The 18,333-nt window shown below is 53.9% G+C and carries 18 protein-coding genes and 1 pseudogene; 10 read left to right on the top strand and 9 right to left on the bottom strand.

What is annotated here, in order from left to right; all coding sequences use genetic code 11:
• Positions 1–265 precede the first annotated feature (265 nt).
• Positions 266–898: a glutathione S-transferase N-terminal domain-containing protein gene (locus ACR3EP_RS19560; RefSeq protein WP_480639122.1), complete on the top strand. Its 633-nt coding sequence runs from the start codon at positions 266–268 to the stop codon at positions 896–898.
• 178 nt (positions 899–1,076) lie between these two features.
• Here ACR3EP_RS19560 and ACR3EP_RS19555 read toward each other — a convergent pair whose 3' ends face one another.
• The 6 genes from ACR3EP_RS19555 to ACR3EP_RS19530 are packed head-to-tail and all read right to left on the bottom strand — an operon-like array spanning position 1,077 to position 6,304.
• Complete coding sequence (locus ACR3EP_RS19555; protein WP_480639121.1) at positions 1,077–2,015, bottom strand: HAD-IIA family hydrolase; 939 nt, start codon at positions 2,013–2,015, stop codon at positions 1,077–1,079.
• The gene (gene phnE / locus ACR3EP_RS19550) at positions 1,979–2,794 is read right to left on the bottom strand and encodes a phosphonate ABC transporter, permease protein PhnE (RefSeq protein WP_170352078.1); all 816 of its coding nucleotides are present in this window, start codon (positions 2,792–2,794) and stop codon (positions 1,979–1,981) included. The genes ACR3EP_RS19555 and phnE (ACR3EP_RS19550) overlap by 37 nt, the downstream gene beginning before the upstream one ends.
• Positions 2,794–3,609 carry a phosphonate ABC transporter, permease protein PhnE gene (gene phnE / locus ACR3EP_RS19545; protein ID WP_480639120.1) on the bottom strand — a complete coding sequence of 272 codons (816 nt, stop codon included), beginning with the start codon at positions 3,607–3,609 and terminating at the stop codon, positions 2,794–2,796. The genes phnE (ACR3EP_RS19550) and phnE (ACR3EP_RS19545) overlap by 1 nt, the downstream gene beginning before the upstream one ends.
• Positions 3,606–4,400, bottom strand: a complete 795-nt coding sequence (phnC, locus tag ACR3EP_RS19540) for a phosphonate ABC transporter ATP-binding protein (RefSeq protein WP_170352080.1) — start codon at positions 4,398–4,400, stop codon at positions 3,606–3,608. Before phnC ends, phnE (ACR3EP_RS19545) begins: the two co-directional genes overlap by 4 nt.
• Positions 4,401–4,460: 60 nt before the next feature.
• A complete protein-coding gene (phnD, locus tag ACR3EP_RS19535; RefSeq protein ID WP_170352081.1) occupies positions 4,461–5,435 on the bottom strand; it encodes a phosphate/phosphite/phosphonate ABC transporter substrate-binding protein in 975 nt (324 codons plus the stop codon).
• Between the two features lie 59 nt (positions 5,436–5,494).
• Positions 5,495–6,304, bottom strand: a complete 810-nt coding sequence (locus ACR3EP_RS19530; RefSeq protein ID WP_480639119.1) for a DeoR/GlpR family DNA-binding transcription regulator — start codon at positions 6,302–6,304, stop codon at positions 5,495–5,497.
• 351 nt (positions 6,305–6,655) lie between these two features.
• Between ACR3EP_RS19530 and ACR3EP_RS19525 the strand changes: the two genes are divergently transcribed.
• The 4 genes from ACR3EP_RS19525 (at position 6,656) to ACR3EP_RS19510 (ending at position 11,532) form a co-directional block, all read left to right on the top strand.
• The gene (locus tag ACR3EP_RS19525) at positions 6,656–7,681 is read left to right on the top strand and encodes an ABC transporter substrate-binding protein (RefSeq protein WP_170352083.1); all 1,026 of its coding nucleotides are present in this window, start codon (positions 6,656–6,658) and stop codon (positions 7,679–7,681) included.
• Positions 7,682–9,898: an ABC transporter permease gene (locus ACR3EP_RS19520; RefSeq protein WP_480639118.1), complete on the top strand. Its 2,217-nt coding sequence runs from the start codon at positions 7,682–7,684 to the stop codon at positions 9,896–9,898. It begins immediately after the preceding gene.
• Positions 9,895–10,965: an ABC transporter ATP-binding protein gene (locus ACR3EP_RS19515; RefSeq protein WP_480639117.1), complete on the top strand. Its 1,071-nt coding sequence runs from the start codon at positions 9,895–9,897 to the stop codon at positions 10,963–10,965. The genes ACR3EP_RS19520 and ACR3EP_RS19515 overlap by 4 nt, the downstream gene beginning before the upstream one ends.
• A 72-nt stretch (positions 10,966–11,037) precedes the next feature.
• A complete protein-coding gene (locus tag ACR3EP_RS19510) occupies positions 11,038–11,532 on the top strand; it encodes a histidine phosphatase family protein (RefSeq protein ID WP_480639116.1) in 495 nt (164 codons plus the stop codon).
• A gap of 3 nt (positions 11,533–11,535) precedes the next feature.
• On the opposite strand, the gene ACR3EP_RS19505 is transcribed toward ACR3EP_RS19510, so the two are convergent.
• Positions 11,536–12,327 carry an inositol monophosphatase family protein gene (locus ACR3EP_RS19505; RefSeq protein ID WP_480639115.1) on the bottom strand — a complete coding sequence of 264 codons (792 nt, stop codon included), beginning with the start codon at positions 12,325–12,327 and terminating at the stop codon, positions 11,536–11,538.
• Between the two features lie 964 nt (positions 12,328–13,291).
• On the opposite strand from ACR3EP_RS19505, the pseudogene ACR3EP_RS19500 reads away from it, so the two are divergent.
• Both ACR3EP_RS19500 and ACR3EP_RS19495 read left to right on the top strand, forming a co-directional pair.
• Positions 13,292–13,384 (top strand): annotated as a pseudogene (locus ACR3EP_RS19500) (helix-turn-helix domain-containing protein); the annotation flags it as partial.
• Between the two features lie 18 nt (positions 13,385–13,402).
• A complete protein-coding gene (locus tag ACR3EP_RS19495; protein WP_480639114.1) occupies positions 13,403–13,645 on the top strand; it encodes a MerR family DNA-binding protein in 243 nt (80 codons plus the stop codon).
• Positions 13,646–13,818: 173 nt separating this feature from the next.
• Here the strand turns inward: ACR3EP_RS19495 and ACR3EP_RS19490 are convergent, their stop codons facing one another.
• Both ACR3EP_RS19490 and ACR3EP_RS19485 read right to left on the bottom strand, forming a co-directional pair.
• On the bottom strand, positions 13,819–14,574 hold the full coding sequence (locus ACR3EP_RS19490; protein WP_480639220.1) for an SDR family oxidoreductase: 756 nt from the start codon (positions 14,572–14,574) through the stop codon (positions 13,819–13,821).
• A 367-nt stretch (positions 14,575–14,941) separates the two neighbouring features.
• Complete coding sequence (locus tag ACR3EP_RS19485) at positions 14,942–15,865, bottom strand: LysR family transcriptional regulator (RefSeq protein WP_480639113.1); 924 nt, start codon at positions 15,863–15,865, stop codon at positions 14,942–14,944.
• A 112-nt stretch (positions 15,866–15,977) separates the two neighbouring features.
• Between ACR3EP_RS19485 and ACR3EP_RS19480 the strand changes: the two genes are divergently transcribed.
• Genes ACR3EP_RS19480 through ACR3EP_RS19470 form a run of 3 tightly spaced genes read left to right on the top strand, consistent with a single transcriptional unit; the run spans position 15,978 to position 18,281 of the window.
• Complete coding sequence (locus ACR3EP_RS19480) at positions 15,978–16,928, top strand: glutathione S-transferase family protein (RefSeq protein WP_480639112.1); 951 nt, start codon at positions 15,978–15,980, stop codon at positions 16,926–16,928.
• A complete protein-coding gene (locus ACR3EP_RS19475; RefSeq protein ID WP_480639111.1) occupies positions 16,928–17,998 on the top strand; it encodes a DMT family transporter in 1,071 nt (356 codons plus the stop codon). Before ACR3EP_RS19480 ends, ACR3EP_RS19475 begins: the two co-directional genes overlap by 1 nt.
• On the top strand, positions 17,976–18,281 hold the full coding sequence (locus ACR3EP_RS19470) for a nuclear transport factor 2 family protein (protein ID WP_480639110.1): 306 nt from the start codon (positions 17,976–17,978) through the stop codon (positions 18,279–18,281). Before ACR3EP_RS19475 ends, ACR3EP_RS19470 begins: the two co-directional genes overlap by 23 nt.
• Positions 18,282–18,333: the final 52 nt, after the last annotated feature.

Genomic DNA, 18,333 nt, shown 5'->3' with positions numbered 1-18,333 from the left:
TCTTCGATCAATCCATAACCACCGCGACCGGCCAGGGCCAATTTCTAAGATCTCGGGGACTTTCGCGTTGCAACTTCACAAGACAAGTCACTTGTACTCAATTCCGCATTTTCTCGTTCCGAATCTCCAAACCAGTCGGCTACTGAGGCCGATGATTGTGAAGCAATGGCCCTTCCGATAGTATCAGACAGCGTTCAAGCAGAAGTACCAGTTGGAAAACGACGGGAGGTTTAACCACGCTGGTAGATTGGAGGTATATCTTCGTATGGCTCAATACCCTATCTTATGGTCGTTCCGTCGCTGCCCATACGCCATAAGGGCCCGTCTCGCATTGGCGAGTTCACGAGTCACAGTCGAGCTGCGCGAGATTCTTTTGCAGGACAAACCAGAGGCTTTCTTGCAAACATCCCCGTCCGGAACAGTGCCCGCGCTTCGACTTCCAGACAAAGTAATAGATGAAAGCCTGGAAATCATGATTTGGACGCTTCAACAAAATGATCCGCAGCGACTTTTGGATATGCCTCAAGAAGGTTGGGGCCTAATCGCGGCAAATGATGGTCCATTCAAGGATGCATTAGATCACACAAAATACGTCGTGCGGTATCCGGATTTAGACGTCAAAGGAGCGCAGGAAAGCGGCGAGCTACTTGCTCAACCTCGACGAGCGGTTAGTCGGGAGGGCCTGGCTTTTTGGAGATCGCCCACTCTCGCCGATTTGGCGATTCTACCATTTGTTCGCCAGTTTGCGTATATAGACCGGGCGTGGTTTGACGCACAGGAGTGGCCGAATTTAGCGGCGTGGCTGGATCAATTCCTGGACAGTGAAGTATTTTTGCTGGTGATGCGAAAGTACATAACTTGGTCAGAAGGCGATGCTCCGATTTGGTTCAACGACTGAGCCCGACACGTCGCATCACAGCCCAATCCAGACTTTAGACCGGGGGTCGCTTTGCCGCGAGGGGGCAAAGCTGCCGTTAGTGCACAGCGCAGTATTTCCATGCTCAGCATGTTCGAAATGCGGGCTTGCAGGACATTCGATTTGAACGGGATACTTATCGAAAACGAATGCTCTAAACTCAAGGCCGGCCTACTACAAAGTTTGGCACTATCCCCGCCTTCTTGATCGCTGCTTCAACATCATGCCCTGCGAAGAACCCATATCCTGAAATGAGTGCCGAATCTATGCCAGCGCTGGATGCGCCCAGAATGTCGGTGTGCAGGCTGTCGCCAACCATCAGAACCCGGGACCTGTCGATGTGCCCGAGACGTTGGAAAGCAAGATCATAGATGTTGGCGAAAGGCTTTCCAAAGAACTGAGGAACAACACCTGTCCGGTCTGCCAGCTGGTGCGCGAAAAGACCGGGCTCTTTTGAAAACCCGTACTCGCGGGGCGCGACGATATCAGGGTTGCCGACCATTACCGGACGAGGCCGTTCAAGCAAGGCCGTCTCTAGCATAGCTTGACGCGATTCAGTCCAAACCGCTGATCCTATCATTAGAAACCCGTCAACGGTTTCGTAGGGCTTCGGGTCATCCTCGAGGTAGGATAGTTTCAGCCCTTCCAAATCGCGAAGACCGGCACTGGGGGTCGCCATCAAGCCCCAATGCAACCCACTTTGACCGTTTATTTCTGATAGCAACGTGGCCCGGCTGGTGATCACGTCTCGGGGCGCGAAGTCATAACCAAGCCTAGAATATTTTTCCAACAGAGTTGTGTGAGGAAACCCAGCAGCATTTGAAACGACCAAAACACGTTTGCCGGCGGCTTTCAGCGACCTGACCCGATCCGGTGTATCCGGGATTGCCGTGTCACCTATATTAAGAACCCCGAAGGCGTCGAGGAGGAATACATCGAACTCATGAGCTATGTCATCAAGCGTTTCAACCTGACGATATGTCACTTCAGTAGGTCTGGCTTCCGGAAGGCGATGTCGTACAGCTTCATAGGCATCGAAAGCCTCCTGCGCAGAGAACCCGGTCAAATGATCGCCCCTCGAACTTTTGCCGAGACCCATTCGCTGATCAAAACCGCGACGAGAATTACAATCAGGATCAGGCTGACCTGTGGCCAAGCCAGAACGTTGAGCGAAGCTGACAGTTGCAATCCAATACCTCCGGCACCAACCAGGCCCAGAACCGTGGACTCGCGGATATTTATGTCCCAACGAAAAACGGCAATGCCTGCAAAAGCGGGCAGGATTTGTGGAACAATCCCGTAAGCCATGACCTGCCAGCGCGACGCACCGGTCGCCGTGATCGCTTCGACCTGAGTGTGATCAATTTCCTCTATGGCTTCATACAGAAGCTTTGCGCAGAACCCGATTGAACGGATGGCAATTGCAATAACACCTGCAAAGACGCCTGGGCCAATAATTGCGATCAATAGAAGCGCCCAGATCAGCGAGTTGATAGAGCGGGTCGAGACAATGATCAACAAAGCTATGGGTCGAATGAACAATGTCGACGGTGTGGTGTTGCGCGCGGCCAAGAAGGCAACCGGCACTGCCATGCACAAGGCGATGATAGTACCTAGGGTGGCAATGTTCAGCGTATCCCAAATCGGGCGGCCCAGCTGTGTGATGTAATCCCATTTGGGAGGCGTTGCGCGGGTCCAGATATCGTTGGCAATGCGGGGGGCATCCCAAACGAAAAACCAGGTCGTCGATTCCGAAATGAACTGCCAGCAATAAACAAAGACAGCCACACCCAAAAGCCAGCCAAACCAGCGAACAAGACTTTGACCCGTCGTCCGTCTGCGCCAGATCTGCGTATCGTTTTGTTCAAGAACAGGCACTACTGAACCCTCGCGCGGATAATTCCCGAAAGGTATTCAAGTGCCATGACGATCCCGATGATCAGGATGAGAATGGCCGCCGCTGTGTCGTACTCATATCGATCGAACGCAGTGTTCAACGTCGCGCCAATCCCGCCGGCACCGACCAGACCAAGAATTGCGCTTTCTCGAAAATTGATGTCGATCCGGTACATGGAAAGGCCCACAAGTCGCGGCATAACCTGCGGCTGAACGCCATAGTTGATCCATTGCGGCCAACGCGCGCCAGAGGCCTTGATTGCCTCGGCCTGAACCTTGTCCATCGCTTCGATGTCTTCGGCTAAAAGTTTTGAGAGAAATCCGATGGTGGCGAAGGAAAGGGTCAGAAATCCGGCCAGCGGACCAAAACCGAAGATAGCCACCAGCAAAATGGCCACGATGATTTCTTGCAAGGCTCGACTGATGGCAACAATGCCCCGGCAAATCATGTAGACTGGTAAAGGGGCGATATTTCGTGCTGCGCCCAACCCTATTGGGATCGAGATCAAGATACCCACGACCGACGCAGCCACGGTCATAATGATACTCTCCAGAAGACCGCTCCAAATGTCTGACCACCGCGAAACGAAGTCCGGGCTGGTAAACGCAAGTACAAATGCCCACCCTCGATCCAGCCCTTCATAGACACGGCCCCAATCAACATCGATGGTCATGAAGGCCGCAATCAGATAAGCGAAGAAACCCACGAGCAATGCCCAGCGGAGCAATGCGTTTTTAACAAAGGCAGGCTTGCGCCAGCCTTTACCCAGCACGTCGTCTAACTCTCGATGGCTCATTCTGCAGCCTCGACATCTTCATCTTCGTCCACTTTTTCGATGGTCGCTTCCCAGTCTTCCTCCCCATAAATCTCGGTCAGCTTTTCGGGGGTAAGGCCTGTTGGAAGACCATCATAGACGATTTCGCCAAAGCGGAGGCCCACGACGCGAGGAACGAACATCTGGGCAAGTGCCACGTCATGGATATTGATGATCGCCGCCAATCCGCGCTCCTGACACAGCTCGGTTATAAGTCGCATGATCTGACGGCTGGTTTTCGGGTCGAGCGATGCTGTTGGCTCGTCGACCAGCAGCAATTTTGGGTTTTGAATCAAGGCGCGGCAGATGCCGACCCTTTGGCGTTGCCCCCCTGACAACTCGTCGGCGCGTTTGTCAGCCATGTGTAACAACCCCACCCGATCAAGCAGGCGGAAAGCCTCGTCAACGTCCGACTGCGGATATCGCCGTAGGAAACTGCGCCAGAATCCCACATATCCCAGCCGTCCCGACAATACGTTTTCCATCACTGTGAGGCGTTCTACCAAGGCATATTCCTGAAAAATCATGCCCATTTCGCGGCGCGCTTTCCGCAAAGCGCCCGAGCCGAGTTTTGTCAGGTCCACATCATCCAGAAGGACGCCGCCGCTTGTGGGTTCGACCAAGCGGTTAATACAGCGGATCATGGTCGACTTGCCTGCACCCGAGGGTCCGATCAACGCAAGCACCTGTCCTTTGGGCACCTCAAGATCGATGGCCTTTAGCGCCTGATCTCCGGTCTTGTATGTTTTCGTCAGCTTTTGAAGACGCAGCATAAAATGCCCCAGATTAGGTTGAATAACGGGCCCTTTCGGGCCCGCAGTATTGGCCAAGAGTCACTGGCAGGCGTAGGAGACGCCATTTGCTGCGTCAATTTTACGAATGACATCCCAGAATTCCTGATAGGTCATTTCAAGAAACTGGCCTTCGTTCGACTTCGAGAATTCAGCTTCAAGTGTCGTGCCCTCCCAGTCAAAATTGAAGAAAGCATTGCGGATTTTCTCCTGCAGCTCGGGCTTCAGGTTGTAAACGGTGCCAAATCCTGTGGTCGGGAAAGTCTGCGATTTATAAATCGTAACAACGTCGTCTTCGTTGATGACATCACGCAAGATCATCCGTGATTTAACCGAATTGGCAATCGAAGCCGCCAGGTAATCCTTGTTGGCCACGCCCAAGATCGAGTTGTCATGCTTGCCCGAATAGACAGGTTCGAAATCGCGTTCCGGCAGAAGATCAAAGTCGCTCTTCAAAATTGCTGATGGCGCTTTGAAACCTGAGTTGGATGTGGGGGACGTAAAGGCCAGTTGCTTGCCTTTGATGTCCTCAACCTTTTCGATGCCCGAACCAGGAAAGGTAATAATCTCCATCTCATAGCCAAAATTACCGTCTTTCGAAGCCATGATCGTGAATGGCCGGAACCCGGCGCAGTTTACAGCCAGTGGGTTGGAACCGGTGTTGAAGCCCGCAATATGCAGACGCCCCGAACGCATCGCTTCGATCTGAGCTGCGTTGTTCTGAACCGGAAAAAAGACGACGTCCTTGCCGGTTTCCGCCTTCAAATGCTCAAGAAAGTCTGACCATGCGGTTTTGTAAACGGCGGGGTCTTCGACTGGCGTATATGCAAAAATCAAGGTGTCTGGATCAATTTGCTCGGAGGCATCTGTTGGAATATCCGCGATCAGATCCCCATCGGCGTCACAAAAGCGCTCATCTAGGTCACCGCGTGGACAATCCTGCGCCGAGGCTGTCCCCGACAGCGACAATAGCGCAATTGCGGAAGCCCCAACCAATAGTTTGATGTCAATCTTCATGTTTTCCTCCCAGTTATGTGCGGCTTTTATCAGCCGCTGTTTGTCATTCCTTTTCGTTCTTAACCGGCGACGAGAATATCGACCTCGGCACCATCTATTACATTGAGCAGTTCCCCAGTTGGTTTTGTGTCGGTGACTATGGAATCCAACTCGGCAAGATCGCCTACCTGAGCCAGACCCTTGCGACCAAATTTCCCGGAATCGATAAGAAGGTGGCGTTTCGCAGCACGCGTCAGCATCATCCTCTTGATCGCCGCAAAGCCCCTTACCGTCTCTGACGGGCCTTCTACTGAGAAACCCGAAGAACCGATCATGCACCTGTCAACGTTGAAACGAGACAGGAATTCCAGTGTCTCGGTTCCGATCGTTGCAGATTCAGCTGCCAGGTATTCTCCGGGGCACAGCAAGACCTGGGCAGTACCATGGCCAAGGGTCATCGCTACGGGGATTGAATTCGTGATCACCGTGCAATGGATATCGAGAAATGCCAGCGCGCGTGCCATCTCGACAGTCGTCGAGCCGGAATCGACCATGACCGTTTCGCCGTCCTGAACAAGCTCCGCCGCGCTGATACCTATCCGCTCGCGCTCTTCGATCTGTGCGCCGGTCCGTTCTTCCAGACTTGGGTAATGCCCTTGCACTGGGGCTGATGCCCCACCGTGCGCACGCGCGATCAGGCCTTCATTGGACAGGGCTTCGAAATCCCGGCGCACGGTCTCATTCGAAACGTTGAAACGCTGTGCCAACTCGTTGATGCGAACGTGCGGGCGCAGTTTCAATTCCAGCAGGATTTGCTGGCGTCTGTCGGACTTTTTTACCCGACCAGGACTTTTTTCAGGTTTCTTACCGCGCGTATCGGTTTTGGACATTCAACGACTCGAATATTGTCAAAGCTCAATTTTGTGGGGTTTCGGGCATTTTGCAATATTTTTTGTTGCATAATCCTCATTTCGTAGTGAAAATTCACCTGACATCAAAGATTTCAGGGGACAGAGCAATATACGCAGGCTGATCAATTTCAAAAAGAAAGGCCGGGCGCATCGTTGGTTTTCTCTTGGTGAAGTTGGTGGTTGTAAAAGTATCCGGACGCATTTTCCAAAGGTTTTGACAGATAATTAGGAAGCCTCAACACTCTAAGAAAAATTTCGTAAGGCTGCATGAGGAAGGGCAAAATAGATCCGGGAAACCCGGACGAATTAAACCCTAAGGGAGGAAAAATAATGAAGAAATTGACATCCACTGCCGTGGGATCACTGATTGCCTTGACCGCGTCATTGTCCGCAGCGCATGCCGATAAGCTGACTTTCTATTGCTCAGCTCAAGAGGATTGGTGTCAACTGATGGCACGTAGCTTCGAAGATGCAACTGGCATCGACGTTAACATGACCCGAAAGTCCTCGGGCGAGACATTTGCGCAAATCCGTGCCGAAAGCTCGAACCCGAAAGGTGACGTTTGGTGGGGTGGTACGGGCGACCCGCATCTGCAGGCCGCTGAAGAAGGCCTGACGATGGAGTACATGTCCCCAATGCGCGACCAGCTTCATGATTGGGCGATATCTCAGGCTGAAAGTGCTGGCAACAAGACGATCGGCATCTATTCAGGCGCGCTTGGGTATGGCTACAATGCCGACCTTGTCGCTGCAAACAACCTGCCCGAACCTGCCTGCTGGAAGGATCTTTTGAAGCCCGAATACAAAGGACACGTTCAGATGGCGAACCCGAACTCGTCGGGTACGGCCTATACGACGCTGGCCTCAATGGTGCAGATCTTCGGCGAGGATGAAGGCTTTGAGTTCATGAAGGGCCTGCACTCGAATATCAACCAGTACACCAAGTCCGGCTCGGCGCCGATCAAGGCCGCCGGTCGTGGCGAGAACACGATTGGTATCGTCTTCATGCATGACGCCGTAAAGCAGGCCGTTTCGGGGTTCCCGATCAAAGTCGTCGCGCCATGCGAAGGCACCGGTTACGAAATTGGCTCAATGTCGATTATAGACGGGGCTCGTAACGAAGAAGAAGCGAAGAAGTTCTATGACTGGGCCCTGTCGCCCGAAGCTCAAAACCTTGCTCTTCAGGTTAACGCGTTTCAGGTGCCATCGAACAAGGGCGCGGAAACTTCGGATAGCGCGCCTGACATGAGTCAGATCAAGCTGATCGACTATGACTTCAAAAAATATGGCTCCTCAGACGAACGGAAGCGTCTGTTGCAGAAATGGGATGAAGAGGTTTCGGTTCTGCCGCAGTAAATGGCTGACACTACATCAAAAACGACCCATCCGGTCCTAATCTTCTGGATCATCGCCGGGTGGGTCGGATTCTGCCTGCTGCCCTGGTACATGGTCGACGGCGGCCTATGGTCGTTCGGGTGGCTCGTGGACGGCTACCCGTTCGATGAGGATTATGCCCCCGCTGCGTTTTTGATTGGACAAGGTGAGAAGCTGTGGCTCGCTCCGCTCCTTATCGCCCTCGCCCTGCCGCTTTTGGTGTTGAAGCGTACCAAATCTGATCCGCTTTACGCCCGTATGCTGATACTGTCCGGAGCGCTGGGGTTCGGCTGGCTGATCGCTCAGGGGTTCAGCATCGGTATCAGAGGCTTCAACTTCGATTGGTTGGATGCGTTGTTTGGTGAGCTTGGCGACCGTCAGTTCGGAATGGGCTATGGCGCGATGATCTGCGCATCAAGCTTTCTGTTCCTGCTCACTCAAGGTATCGCGGCGAGGGGTGCTATTAATGGTGATGTCTTCGTCGTAAGCGCTATTGGCGGTGTGATTACCATCGTTACCGCTTTTGTCTTTTTCCCCATCGCCAAGATGCTTTTTGCTGCTTTCATCACCGAAGACGGCGCTTATTCCATTGCGGTTTTCTTCTCGAAGTTCTTCGACGACCGGTTGTGGGGATTGGGGTGTTTACAAGGTGCGCGATGCGGTGCTGCGTGGAATTCACTGTTCCTAGCCATCCTTGTTGGCGTCATCACCACGGGTCTGGGTCTGTGCTTCGCGTTGGTCGTGACGCGCTCAGGCTTTCGCTATAAGCGGGCGCTGCGAGCATTGACTGTTCTTCCAATAATCACCCCGCCATTCGTGATCGGCTTGGCGCTTATCCTACTTTTTGGCTTGTCCGGTTCTGTAACCCGGTTCTTTGCCGAGCTATTTGGCACACAACCGACACGCTGGCTTTACGGAATGCCAGGTATTCTGATCGCGCAGACACTCGCGTTCACTCCCATTGCATTTCTCGTACTAATAGGCGTGGTGGAAGGTGTTTCACCTTCGATGGAGGAAGCGGCCCAGACCCTGCGGGCCAGCAGATGGCAGACGTTCAAAACGGTTTCTCTACCCCTGATGCGGCCCGGTCTTGCAAATGCATTTCTTCTGGGCTTCATCGAAAGCATGGCCGACTTTGGGAACCCGCTTGTATTGGGTGGAAATTTCGACGTGCTGTCGACTGAGATTTTCTTCGCAATTGTCGGCGCTCAGTACGATCAAGGCCGTGCTGCGGTTCTGGCAATGGTGCTGCTGTTCTTTACCCTTTCCGCCTTTTACGCGCAGCGTGTCTGGCTGGGAAAGAAGAGCTACACTACCGTCACCGGCAAGGGTGATGCGGGGGTGCATCCTCTAATGCCAACGGGCCTATCGGTTCCGGTTCTGCTCATCGCTTTGGGGTGGGCGCTGTTCACCATTGTTGTCTATGCAATGATCATCTACGGCAGTGTGGTTGAGCTGTGGGGAGTCAATAATTCGCTGACGATCAAGCACTACATCACTGCATTCTCAGTCCGCTTCGAAGAAGAGGGTATACGCTGGACCGGAGCCGCTTGGGACAGTTTCTGGACCACAATAACCATCGCGGCCATAGCAGCGCCATTGACTGCCGCTGTTGGGCTAGTAACTGCCTATCTGCTGACCAGGCAAAGCTTTGCAGGCAAGAACGCTTTCGAATTTGGAACAATGTTGTCCTTCGCCATCCCCGGCACGGTAATTGGCGTTAGCTACATCCTTGCCTTCAACGTTCCGCCAATCGAAATCACCGGCACAGGTGTCATCCTCGTTGTCAGCTTCATCTTCCGCAATATGCCAGTTGGTGTTCGCGCTGGCATCGCGAGCATGTCACAGCTTGACCGCAGCCTTGATGAATCCTCGCTGACCCTTGGCGCAAACTCGTGGCAGACGTTCCGGAATGTCATCCTGCCGCTGTTGCGCCCTGCGATACTTGCTGCACTTGTCTACAGTTTTGTTCGTGCCATGACGGCAATCTCAGCCGTCATCTTTCTAGTCAGCGCAGAGTATGACATGGCAACCAGCTATATCATCGGTCGGGTCGAGAATAACGACTATGGCCTTGCTATCGCCTATTCGACGACGCTGATCTTCGTGATGCTCGCGACGGTCGGCTTATTGCAACTTCTCGTTGGCCGGGTTCAGATTGGTCGACGCACCCAGCACGGAACGGAGACATCGCCATGACCGACACCAAAATCGGTTCCAAGGCCGCCCCGGTACGGTTTGAGAACGTCTCGAAAGTGTTCGGCAAGGATGTGGTCGCCGTCGATAACATCAACCTTCACGTAGACGCAGGAAAGCTCGTTACGCTGCTTGGCCCGTCAGGCTGCGGAAAAACAACGACACTGCGCATGATTGCAGGGTTGGAGATGGCAAGTTCGGGCAAGATCCTGATCGGTGATCGGGACGTGACCAAACTGCCAGCCACCGACCGTGATGTATCTATGGTGTTTCAGTCATACGCGTTGTTCCCTCATATGAGCGTGTTGGAGAATGTGAAGTATGGCCTTACATTCTCGGGCTTTGGGAAGGACGAGGCCCGCAGTCGCGCCTTGCATGGTTTGGAGCTGGTTGGCCTTCAGGGGTTCGACAACCGCCTTCCCTCAGAGTTATCGGGCGGCCAGCAGCAGCGTGTCGCCGTCGCGCGCGCACTGGTTCTTGAGCCGCAAGTGCTGTTGTTCGACGAGCCGCTATCCAACCTCGACGCCAAGCTTCGCCGTCAAGTTCGTGAAGATATTCGGGCAATTCAGCAAGACCTAGGCTTAACAGTTGTTTACGTTACCCATGATCAGGAAGAGGCACTGGCAGTCTCGGACGAGATAGTTGTTATGCGTAACGCAGCGATCGCTCAAATAGGCACTCCGCGCCAGCTTTACGATGCGCCGAATGACCGGTTTGTCGCCGATTTTATAGGTGAGGCAAACCTTCTGAGCTGCCAAATCGTAAGTATTGATGGCGATATGGCGACCATAGAAGTCGAAGGCTACCGCCACACGCTGCCACGCCGCGGTCTGTCCGAAGGACCGGCAACCATCGCCGTGCGACCCTCACGTTTGGTGATCGGTTCGGATCAAGGTATTCCAGCCTCAGTGGCCAAGGCGACCTATGTTGGCGTTCGGATGGAATACACATTGAAAGGTGCATTCGGTCAGGTTTTTGCCGTTCAAGATGATGTCGATGTACCGCTAGAACCCGGCACTGAAATCATGATGGGTTTTGCTGACAAAGGGCCCGTGCTTTTGCCTGACTAAATGCCGACTCTCACAATCATAACACACCCCGAGGTCTCTATCGATCCGGTCATTCCGATAACAGAGTGGTGCTTGAGTGCGACGGGCCGCAAACGCGCTGCTGAATTTGCATCCAATGAAGTCTTATCGAAAGTCACGCAAATTTGGGCCAGTGGCGAGCGAAAGGCCCGCGAAACAGGCGAGATTCTTGCCGCATCCCGAACGCTACCTGTAAACTACCACTTGGGTCTTGGTGAGAACGACCGCAGCGGCACCGGTTATTTGCCTCGGGACGAATTCGAGGCAGCAGCTGATGCTTTCTTTGCTCAACCGGAAACGCGCTATCGCGGTTGGGAAACAGCTGTCGAGGCGCAGATTCGTATTTATCGTACAGTCACCGAGATTGTCCAAATGCATGGCGCCGGAGATATTGCAATCGTGACACACGGCGCGGTCGGCACATTGCTGTGGTGCGCACTCTCGGATTGTTCGATAGACCGCAAGTACGATCAGCCCTCACAAGGCCATTTCTGGCAGGCAGATCTATTGACACTCAAACCCTATTCGGGCTGGGTTTCGTTGGCATAGACCCTAGTCGTTCCAAGCGTTCTCTGCGATTTCAACCAAGGTCTCGAACACATCTGGTGTACCCACGATTACGCGCCCACCTTCGCGGATCATCACATCGGCGTTCTGATCCTCAACAATGCCACCCGCTTCCGAGACCAGCAATTGCCCAGCCAGACAATCCCAGGCATTCATGTGTTCTTCCATGTATCCCAAGAGTCGCCCAGCAGCGACGTAGGCCAATGATAGCGCTCCGCTGGCGTTTCTGTGAAACATAGCCCCGTGCTCGATTAAATTCTCGACAATAGGTAAAACATGCCGGGTCTCAATCCGGTTCGAATATCCCACGGCGACTGTTCCGTCCCACAGCGACACCCCTGACGAGACGCGCATTGGTGATCCGTTAAGCGTCGCACCTTCTCCGCGCATCGCTACAAAGGTCTCATCCACATTTGGATCACGTATCACACCGATCTCAGTATGACCTTCCGTGACGCCAGCCAGAACAACAGTCCATGCAGGTATGCCGTTGACGAAATTTGTTGTCCCATCAATTGGGTCAATCACCCAGTCAAAACCGCTCTTACCAACAGTGGCGCCGTGCTCTTCACCGAAAATTCCGTCATTGGGCAACGCCTCTGCAATCCTCTGACGAATAAAGGTTTCAACATTCTTATCCGCCTCGCTAACCCAGTCCTGAGCGCCTTTTTGATCAACGACAAGATTACCCCGATCTGCGAAATACTCTTCGGCAATTGCCCCAGCCTCCTCACAAACTTCGATGGCAAAATCTCTGCGTTTTGAAAGTCGAGACATGGGAGGTCCTTTTCCGATTAAAGAGCTGCCACGCAACATTGCAAGCTAACCGAATGCCAAGCAATCAAAGAGTCAATTCGATTGTTTTCGAGAGCCATTTCCATGCCGCAAACCTAAAAGTTTTAGTGTTGATAATCTCCTCCGCAAACAACCTGCAAGTCAGTTATACGCTAGTTTTAGTAAGCATTTGGGTTAAGAGCCGACTTACGATGGTGCAGCTTGGATTCTGAAATGTTCACAATTTGAATGTCGGCTTTCTTGCAAGCGCCCTCATTGGTTCGCACTCGCTGCGAAAGTCCGTTTTCCGCCCTGTGTTTTCAAAACCACTTTGCCGGGAACCGCAGTATTAGCCGATCAAGTTCATTGTTCTGCTCCGGCTCGAGCTCGGATCTTAGTTCTTGCATCAAAGGTGCCCTGCCCTAACGCTTCTCGTATACGCCTCTGATAGAAAACAGGTTTGTTCGGCGTTTTAGAGTGGTTGCGATCAAACCGTGAGTTTTTCGGCGTACGGCAATCGAAGAAGCGCGGTAAGGCCGTTCCATTGAGGTGATGCTGCGAGGGTTTGGTTGTGCCGGGTAGGCGACACTAGAAAAGAGGTCTATAGGCGCGCGGCCGAGCCGGATTGATCTCATCAGAACATTGGCGAACGCCATGGTGAAGTCTCGGAATTCGCTTTTGTTCTTGGTACTTGATCGTTCCGACAAGCTCTTTTCAAGTGCCAATTCAAAGTGGATAACCTCATTTCAGGCTATCTGCACATTATGGTTGTCGCGCAATGTCGCTGCAGCGAGAGTTATCAGGATGGGAATGGAAGATTGCGCCTGCACCGTATCAGTCATCGTAAACTCTCTTGTCTCATGTGCCAGTGAGGAGCTATCCTGCCACTTAAAGTCGACTTGAGGTCAACCATGAAACTTCTTGATATTGGCGTCCTGTCCAAAAGGAGCGGCGTCCCCCCTCAACACTGCGCTATTATGAGGAGATCGGGCTGATCCAGTCCGCCGCTAGGAATGGGCTTCGACGGCAATTCGAGATACGCGTCGCGACGCAGCTTGCTTTGATCTCTTTAGGAAAAATGGCGGGATTCTCACTTGCTGAGATCAAGGACATGTTCGCCAATGATGGCACTCCGCAATTGCCACGCCCTGAATTGCACCTGCGCGCAGATACTCTTGATGAACAAATCCGTGGTCTCACCCGGCTACGCGATGCGTTGCGTCACGTGGCGGATTGTCCGGCAGAGACCCATATGGATTGCCCAAAGTTCAGGCGCCTCATGGAGTTTGCGTCGCGTTCCGCCGCCACTCAAAAGCGATGAAAGCGCCTGCTCAGACTGATTGCAACCACCAAGCAATAGGCCAATCTCTTGCTGCGATTTGGCTAATTGAACATGTGGGTTCGGAGTGAACATGCGGTGGCAGACATTTGATCCGCCCCGCCGGAAACGTGGACACAGCTGTCGTTGACCATGAAGCGACCAACAGCAGGTATTCAAAGCAGGCGTGTCGCCATACCACCATCAACAGCTAACGGAGAGCCAGTCACGAAGCTTGCTCGGTCCGACAACAAGAACAAGGCTGATTGAGCGATCTCGGTCGGTTCAGCCATACGCTTAACGGGATGTAAACCCGCGATTATGTCGTGCGTCGCCGGGTCGTCACCCGCCATGTCAGTCTTTGTTCCGCCCGGCAGAACTGTATTGACGCGAATGCCTTGCGCCGCATGATCCGATGCCAGCGACTGTGTAAATCCTATCAGTCCTGCTTTCGATGCAGCATACGCCGCCATGCCCGGCATGCCGCCGTTGCTGAAGCCAACAAATGTTCCCGTAAAGACGATTGACCCACGGCCACGTCTTTGCAAAGCGGGAAGCTGGGCATTGGCCGCAAGGAATGCACTGGTAAGGTTGGTTGCAAGGACAGACTGCCAGTTGCTTAGTTCCATTTCCGGAATTGGACTCATATCACCCACAATGCCTGCATTGTTGAATGCGCCATCGAGGCCACCAAACCGTTGTTCTGCCAAGTCAACCAGGCCCTTGGCAAATGCCTCATCGCGAACATCACCTGCCAGATAAACGGCGCGCCCATTGCTTTGCTCTATCTGCTCAACAATTGACTTCAGCCGCGCCTCTCTACGCGCGCCCAAAACGACGTTTGCCCCTTCTGATGCAAACAAAAGCGCTGCGGCTGCACCGATTCCGCTGCTCGCCCCGCTGATGATGATCGTTTTGTCTTTCAGTTCCATGGTCATGCCTTTCAGTTTCTGCATGCCAGTCAGTTAAGAAAAAACATCCGTGCTGAGCGATCCGTTTCCTGTGCTTGTCGGGCGGCCAATATCGAATGAGCAAGAACCGGGTCGGCAGACAACCTTCAAACGGAAACCGTCATTTGCGGGTCCCGCAGCACTCGGTATTTTGCTCTCAACGATGCCAATCCCCCCTTCCCGTGCGATCTCTGGCCTCATCAGTGCTGGCCAATAACACGCGCCCTATTACTCTTTGATCAGGCTCACGGTCCGCTGCCTCCTGGACCGCAATAGAAGTCAATTACCGCGCGTGCTAAGTCGCTTTTTGCGCCAAGCGTAACGATCGCGATAATCAATGACGGCAACTTTAGGCATCAAGCCTCGCTTCGGTATCCCAGAACGGTCTGTCCTTCCCGATCCGTTCGGCGAGGAAGTCCACAAAGGCGCGAACTTTCATTGGCATATGGCGTCGCTCGGGGAATACGGCATAAAGCGCCTGTTCCGGAAATGCGTAATCCGGCAAGACCCGGACCAGATCGCTGGTGGCCAAATGAGCACCCGCCACAAAGGTCGGCAACCGCCCAATACCAAGTCCGTCAAGCAAGGCAGCGCAAAGCGTCTCGCTATTGTTGATGCGCAGAGTGCCTTTGGTGCGTACCCGCAGTTCACCATGTGGTCCATGCAGCACCCACTCCATCGGATCGCGTGAATAGGCATAGTGAAGGCAGTTGTGCGTCAGTAAGTCTTCAGGTTGCTGTGGATTACCCCGCCGCAATAGATAATCCGGCGCGGCGACAAGGACACTGTGGATAGGCGCCAGCCGACGCGCGATCATGGCAGAGTCAGGCAGGGTGCCGGCCCGAACGGCCATGTCCAACCCCGCATCGACCAGATCAACGACCCGGTCATCCATAGTCAGGTCCAGTGTGATATCAGGATAAGTGGTCAGAAACTCGGTGAGCATCGGTGCAATATGCAGCCGTCCAAAGGACATGGGCGCACTGATCTTCAGGTGTCCGACCGGGTGACCCTGAACGGCCGCAACCGCGTCTTCCGCCTCCTGCGCCGATCCAAGCGCCTGTATTGCATGCGTCAGGTAGATTTCACCGGCTTCGGTCAGCGAGATGCTGCGCGTCGAGCGATGAAACAGTTGGGTGCCAAGATGCGCTTCCAGTGCGCCAATCCGCTTGCTGACGGCTGACTTGGTGATCCCCAATCGCCGCGCAGCTGCAGCAAAACCGCCGCATTCAGCCACAGCGACAAATACGGGGATAGCGCCGATTTCGATCATGTTTCTCTCGTATAGTCAACTTTTTCTCACCCTAATGTAAACTTGATAGCCAATTATCATGCCATTGGAAACACATTAGGTCGTCCTCAACACATGTTGGATGGAGACGGCCATGCCCAAAATGCTCATCAACGGAATTCTGCGCGACAAGCCAGCGCAATCCGACGGGCGCTTTCACCGGTTGCCCAGTTCCTTTCGCGGCTGGATCAGTTCGGACGCTGAGGCAGACTTTCCGACCGCGTCTGGCCGCTATCACCTCTATTTGTCCAAGGCCTGCCCATGGTGTCATGGTGTCGACCTGGTATTGGCACTCAAGGGGCTGCGCGAGGTAATTAGCATAACCTGGTTGGACTCGGTGATGTCTGAGGACGGTTGGGTCATCAACCAATCCGACTTTGACGAGTCCGCCGGTGTGCCACGTGATCATTACCTCTATCAGGTCTACCAACGCGCTGTGCCCTCTTATACCGGCGCGATTTCGGTCCCGGTGCTGTTAGACAAGCAAAGCGGTCAGATCATCAGCGCCGAATCCGCCGACATCATGCGGATGATCGACACTGCCTTCGTCGACGCGGCCATTCCGGACCTCTATCCAACCGAGTTCGCCGCTGAGATCGATCGGCTGGCTGAAATGATCCAGGCCCCCATTCGCAACGGTGTCTATCGCGTCGGTTTTGCCACCACGCAGGAAGCATATGACGAGGCGATCCATCAGCTTTATGCAGGGCTGGATACCGTAGAAGCAGTGCTGATGACGCGGCGATACCTGGCTGGAGCGGCGCCGACTGAGGTTGACCTGAAACTCTTTCCGACGCTCCTGCGGTTCGATCCGGTCTATGTGACTCATTTCAAGATCGACTGGAAACGGATTTCGGATTATCCGGCCCTTTCGCGTTACCTGACGGACGTATCAAGTATATCGGGCGTCGCTGAAACCATCGATTTGCAGCATATCCGCGCCCACTATTTTCTCAGCCACCGCCACATCAACCCGAGTGGCATCATCCCGATCGGGCCGGAGTCGACGAATTTCATTGCAGATCTGACAAAGGGTGCCGCGTGATGCCCCGCTTTGCCACAGGCCTTCCGCCGACCGCCCTGATCATCGCGATCGGTGCGCTGGTTGGGGTCAGTTTTACATTGTCCAAATATGTAGCCATAGCAGGTAGCGCGCCACTGCAAGCTTTGTTCTGGCAACTTCTGGTCGCGAGCGTTGTTCTATTCACCATCGTTGCGATCACCGGTAACCGCCCGCCACTGCATCGCAAGTACCTGTTCTACTACTTGGGGGCGGGGATTTTGGGCATCAGCGGTCCCGCATTGATCGGCTTTACAGTACTAGGCTACGTCTCGACCGGCTTCTACTCTGCGCTGGTTACACTGTCGCCGCTTTTCACTTTCGCGATCACGGCCTTGGTCGAAAAGAGAATGTTACCCTCATACCGGCTGATCGGAATCCTGATCGGGTTGGTCGGCATCAGCTTTGCCACCCATAGCGGCTTTGACCTGTCGGGCGTTGCGCCGCGCTGGATCACCGCTGCGCTGGCGGGTCCTCTCCTGCTGGCAATGGGCAATGTCTTTCGCAGTCGGGCCTACCCGCAGGGTGCTGATCCCATAGCGCTGGCGGCCGGAACACTGGGGCTTCAACTGTTGCTGATCGGTCTTCCGATCATTGTAAGTGGTCAGATCGCGGCCGGTTCGATGCCAAGTCCTGGACCGATTGCCGCGTTAACCGGGATCGGACTGATCACCGCACTCAGCTATGTGCTGACTTTCGAAGTCCAGCGGCGCACCGATGGCGTCGGATTTGCTCAGGTCGGATATTTCGCCACTCTTTTCGGCATTGGCTTCGGGGCTCTGGCCTTTGACGAACCAATACACCTCACATTGGTCGCCGCGCTCGCGGTGCTGTTTTTTGGGTTGGCCATAACCAACGGGCACATCCGCCTCAACCACTTCTGGCGTCTTGTGTCCAAAACACTGGCCCATGTGCCGCTGAATGTCACATCTTTCCAATCATCTGCCAAGGAGAACAAGGATGCAGATCACCGCCGAACACAGCTCGCCCCATACAGCACTGGTTGCCGGACTCTATGCGGCCGTCGACGCAATGAACGCCAGCGACGTCGTTAGCTATTTGACAGAGGGCGTTACATTTCGCCTCGGGAATTTCGACCCGATCAACGGGCGCGGGCCTGTTGAGCATGCCAACGAAAGTTTCTTTCAGACCATCGCCGCCATGCGTCATACGATAACCGGCATCTGGTCCAGTGGTAGCACTGTGTTTTGCGACGGCACGGTCCACTATACACGCAAGGACAGCAGCGAGCATGAAGTCCCATTCGCCACACGACTTGGCCTGCAAGAGGGAAAAGTGGCTGATTACGTAGTCTACGTGGATATTTCAGGACTCTAGAGGGATTGATGGTGGTACAGATAAGTGGCTTCGACTCCCTCAAAGCCGCTAC

It is taken from the genome of Ruegeria sp. BB10 (assembly GCF_056535725.1).
The sequence above is the reverse complement of the archived record's forward strand: the minus strand, read 5'-3'. Positions and strand labels throughout refer to the sequence as shown.

Bases quoted from the DNA above. Each gene is read 5' to 3' on its own strand.
- ACR3EP_RS19560 (WP_480639122.1), top strand. From the start codon at position 266: ATGGCTCAATACCCTATCTTATGGTCGTTCCGTCGCTGCCCATACGCC.
- ACR3EP_RS19555 (WP_480639121.1), bottom strand. From the start codon at position 2,015: ATGGGTCTCGGCAAAAGTTCGAGGGGCGATCATTTGACCGGGTTCTCT.
- phnE (WP_480639120.1), bottom strand. From the start codon at position 3,609: ATGAGCCATCGAGAGTTAGACGACGTGCTGGGTAAAGGCTGGCGCAAG.
- phnC (WP_170352080.1), bottom strand. From the start codon at position 4,400: ATGCTGCGTCTTCAAAAGCTGACGAAAACATACAAGACCGGAGATCAG.
- phnD (WP_170352081.1), bottom strand. From the start codon at position 5,435: ATGAAGATTGACATCAAACTATTGGTTGGGGCTTCCGCAATTGCGCTA.
- ACR3EP_RS19530 (WP_480639119.1), bottom strand. From the start codon at position 6,304: ATGTCCAAAACCGATACGCGCGGTAAGAAACCTGAAAAAAGTCCTGGT.
- ACR3EP_RS19525 (WP_170352083.1), top strand. From the start codon at position 6,656: ATGAAGAAATTGACATCCACTGCCGTGGGATCACTGATTGCCTTGACC.
- ACR3EP_RS19520 (WP_480639118.1), top strand. From the start codon at position 7,682: ATGGCTGACACTACATCAAAAACGACCCATCCGGTCCTAATCTTCTGG.
- ACR3EP_RS19515 (WP_480639117.1), top strand. From the start codon at position 9,895: ATGACCGACACCAAAATCGGTTCCAAGGCCGCCCCGGTACGGTTTGAG.
- ACR3EP_RS19505 (WP_480639115.1), bottom strand. From the start codon at position 12,327: ATGTCTCGACTTTCAAAACGCAGAGATTTTGCCATCGAAGTTTGTGAG.
- ACR3EP_RS19495 (WP_480639114.1), top strand. From the start codon at position 13,403: ATGGCGGGATTCTCACTTGCTGAGATCAAGGACATGTTCGCCAATGAT.
- ACR3EP_RS19490 (WP_480639220.1), bottom strand. From the start codon at position 14,574: ATGGAACTGAAAGACAAAACGATCATCATCAGCGGGGCGAGCAGCGGA.
- ACR3EP_RS19485 (WP_480639113.1), bottom strand. From the start codon at position 15,865: ATGATCGAAATCGGCGCTATCCCCGTATTTGTCGCTGTGGCTGAATGC.
- ACR3EP_RS19480 (WP_480639112.1), top strand. From the start codon at position 15,978: ATGCCCAAAATGCTCATCAACGGAATTCTGCGCGACAAGCCAGCGCAA.
- ACR3EP_RS19475 (WP_480639111.1), top strand. From the start codon at position 16,928: ATGCCCCGCTTTGCCACAGGCCTTCCGCCGACCGCCCTGATCATCGCG.
- ACR3EP_RS19470 (WP_480639110.1), top strand. From the start codon at position 17,976: ATGAACGCCAGCGACGTCGTTAGCTATTTGACAGAGGGCGTTACATTT.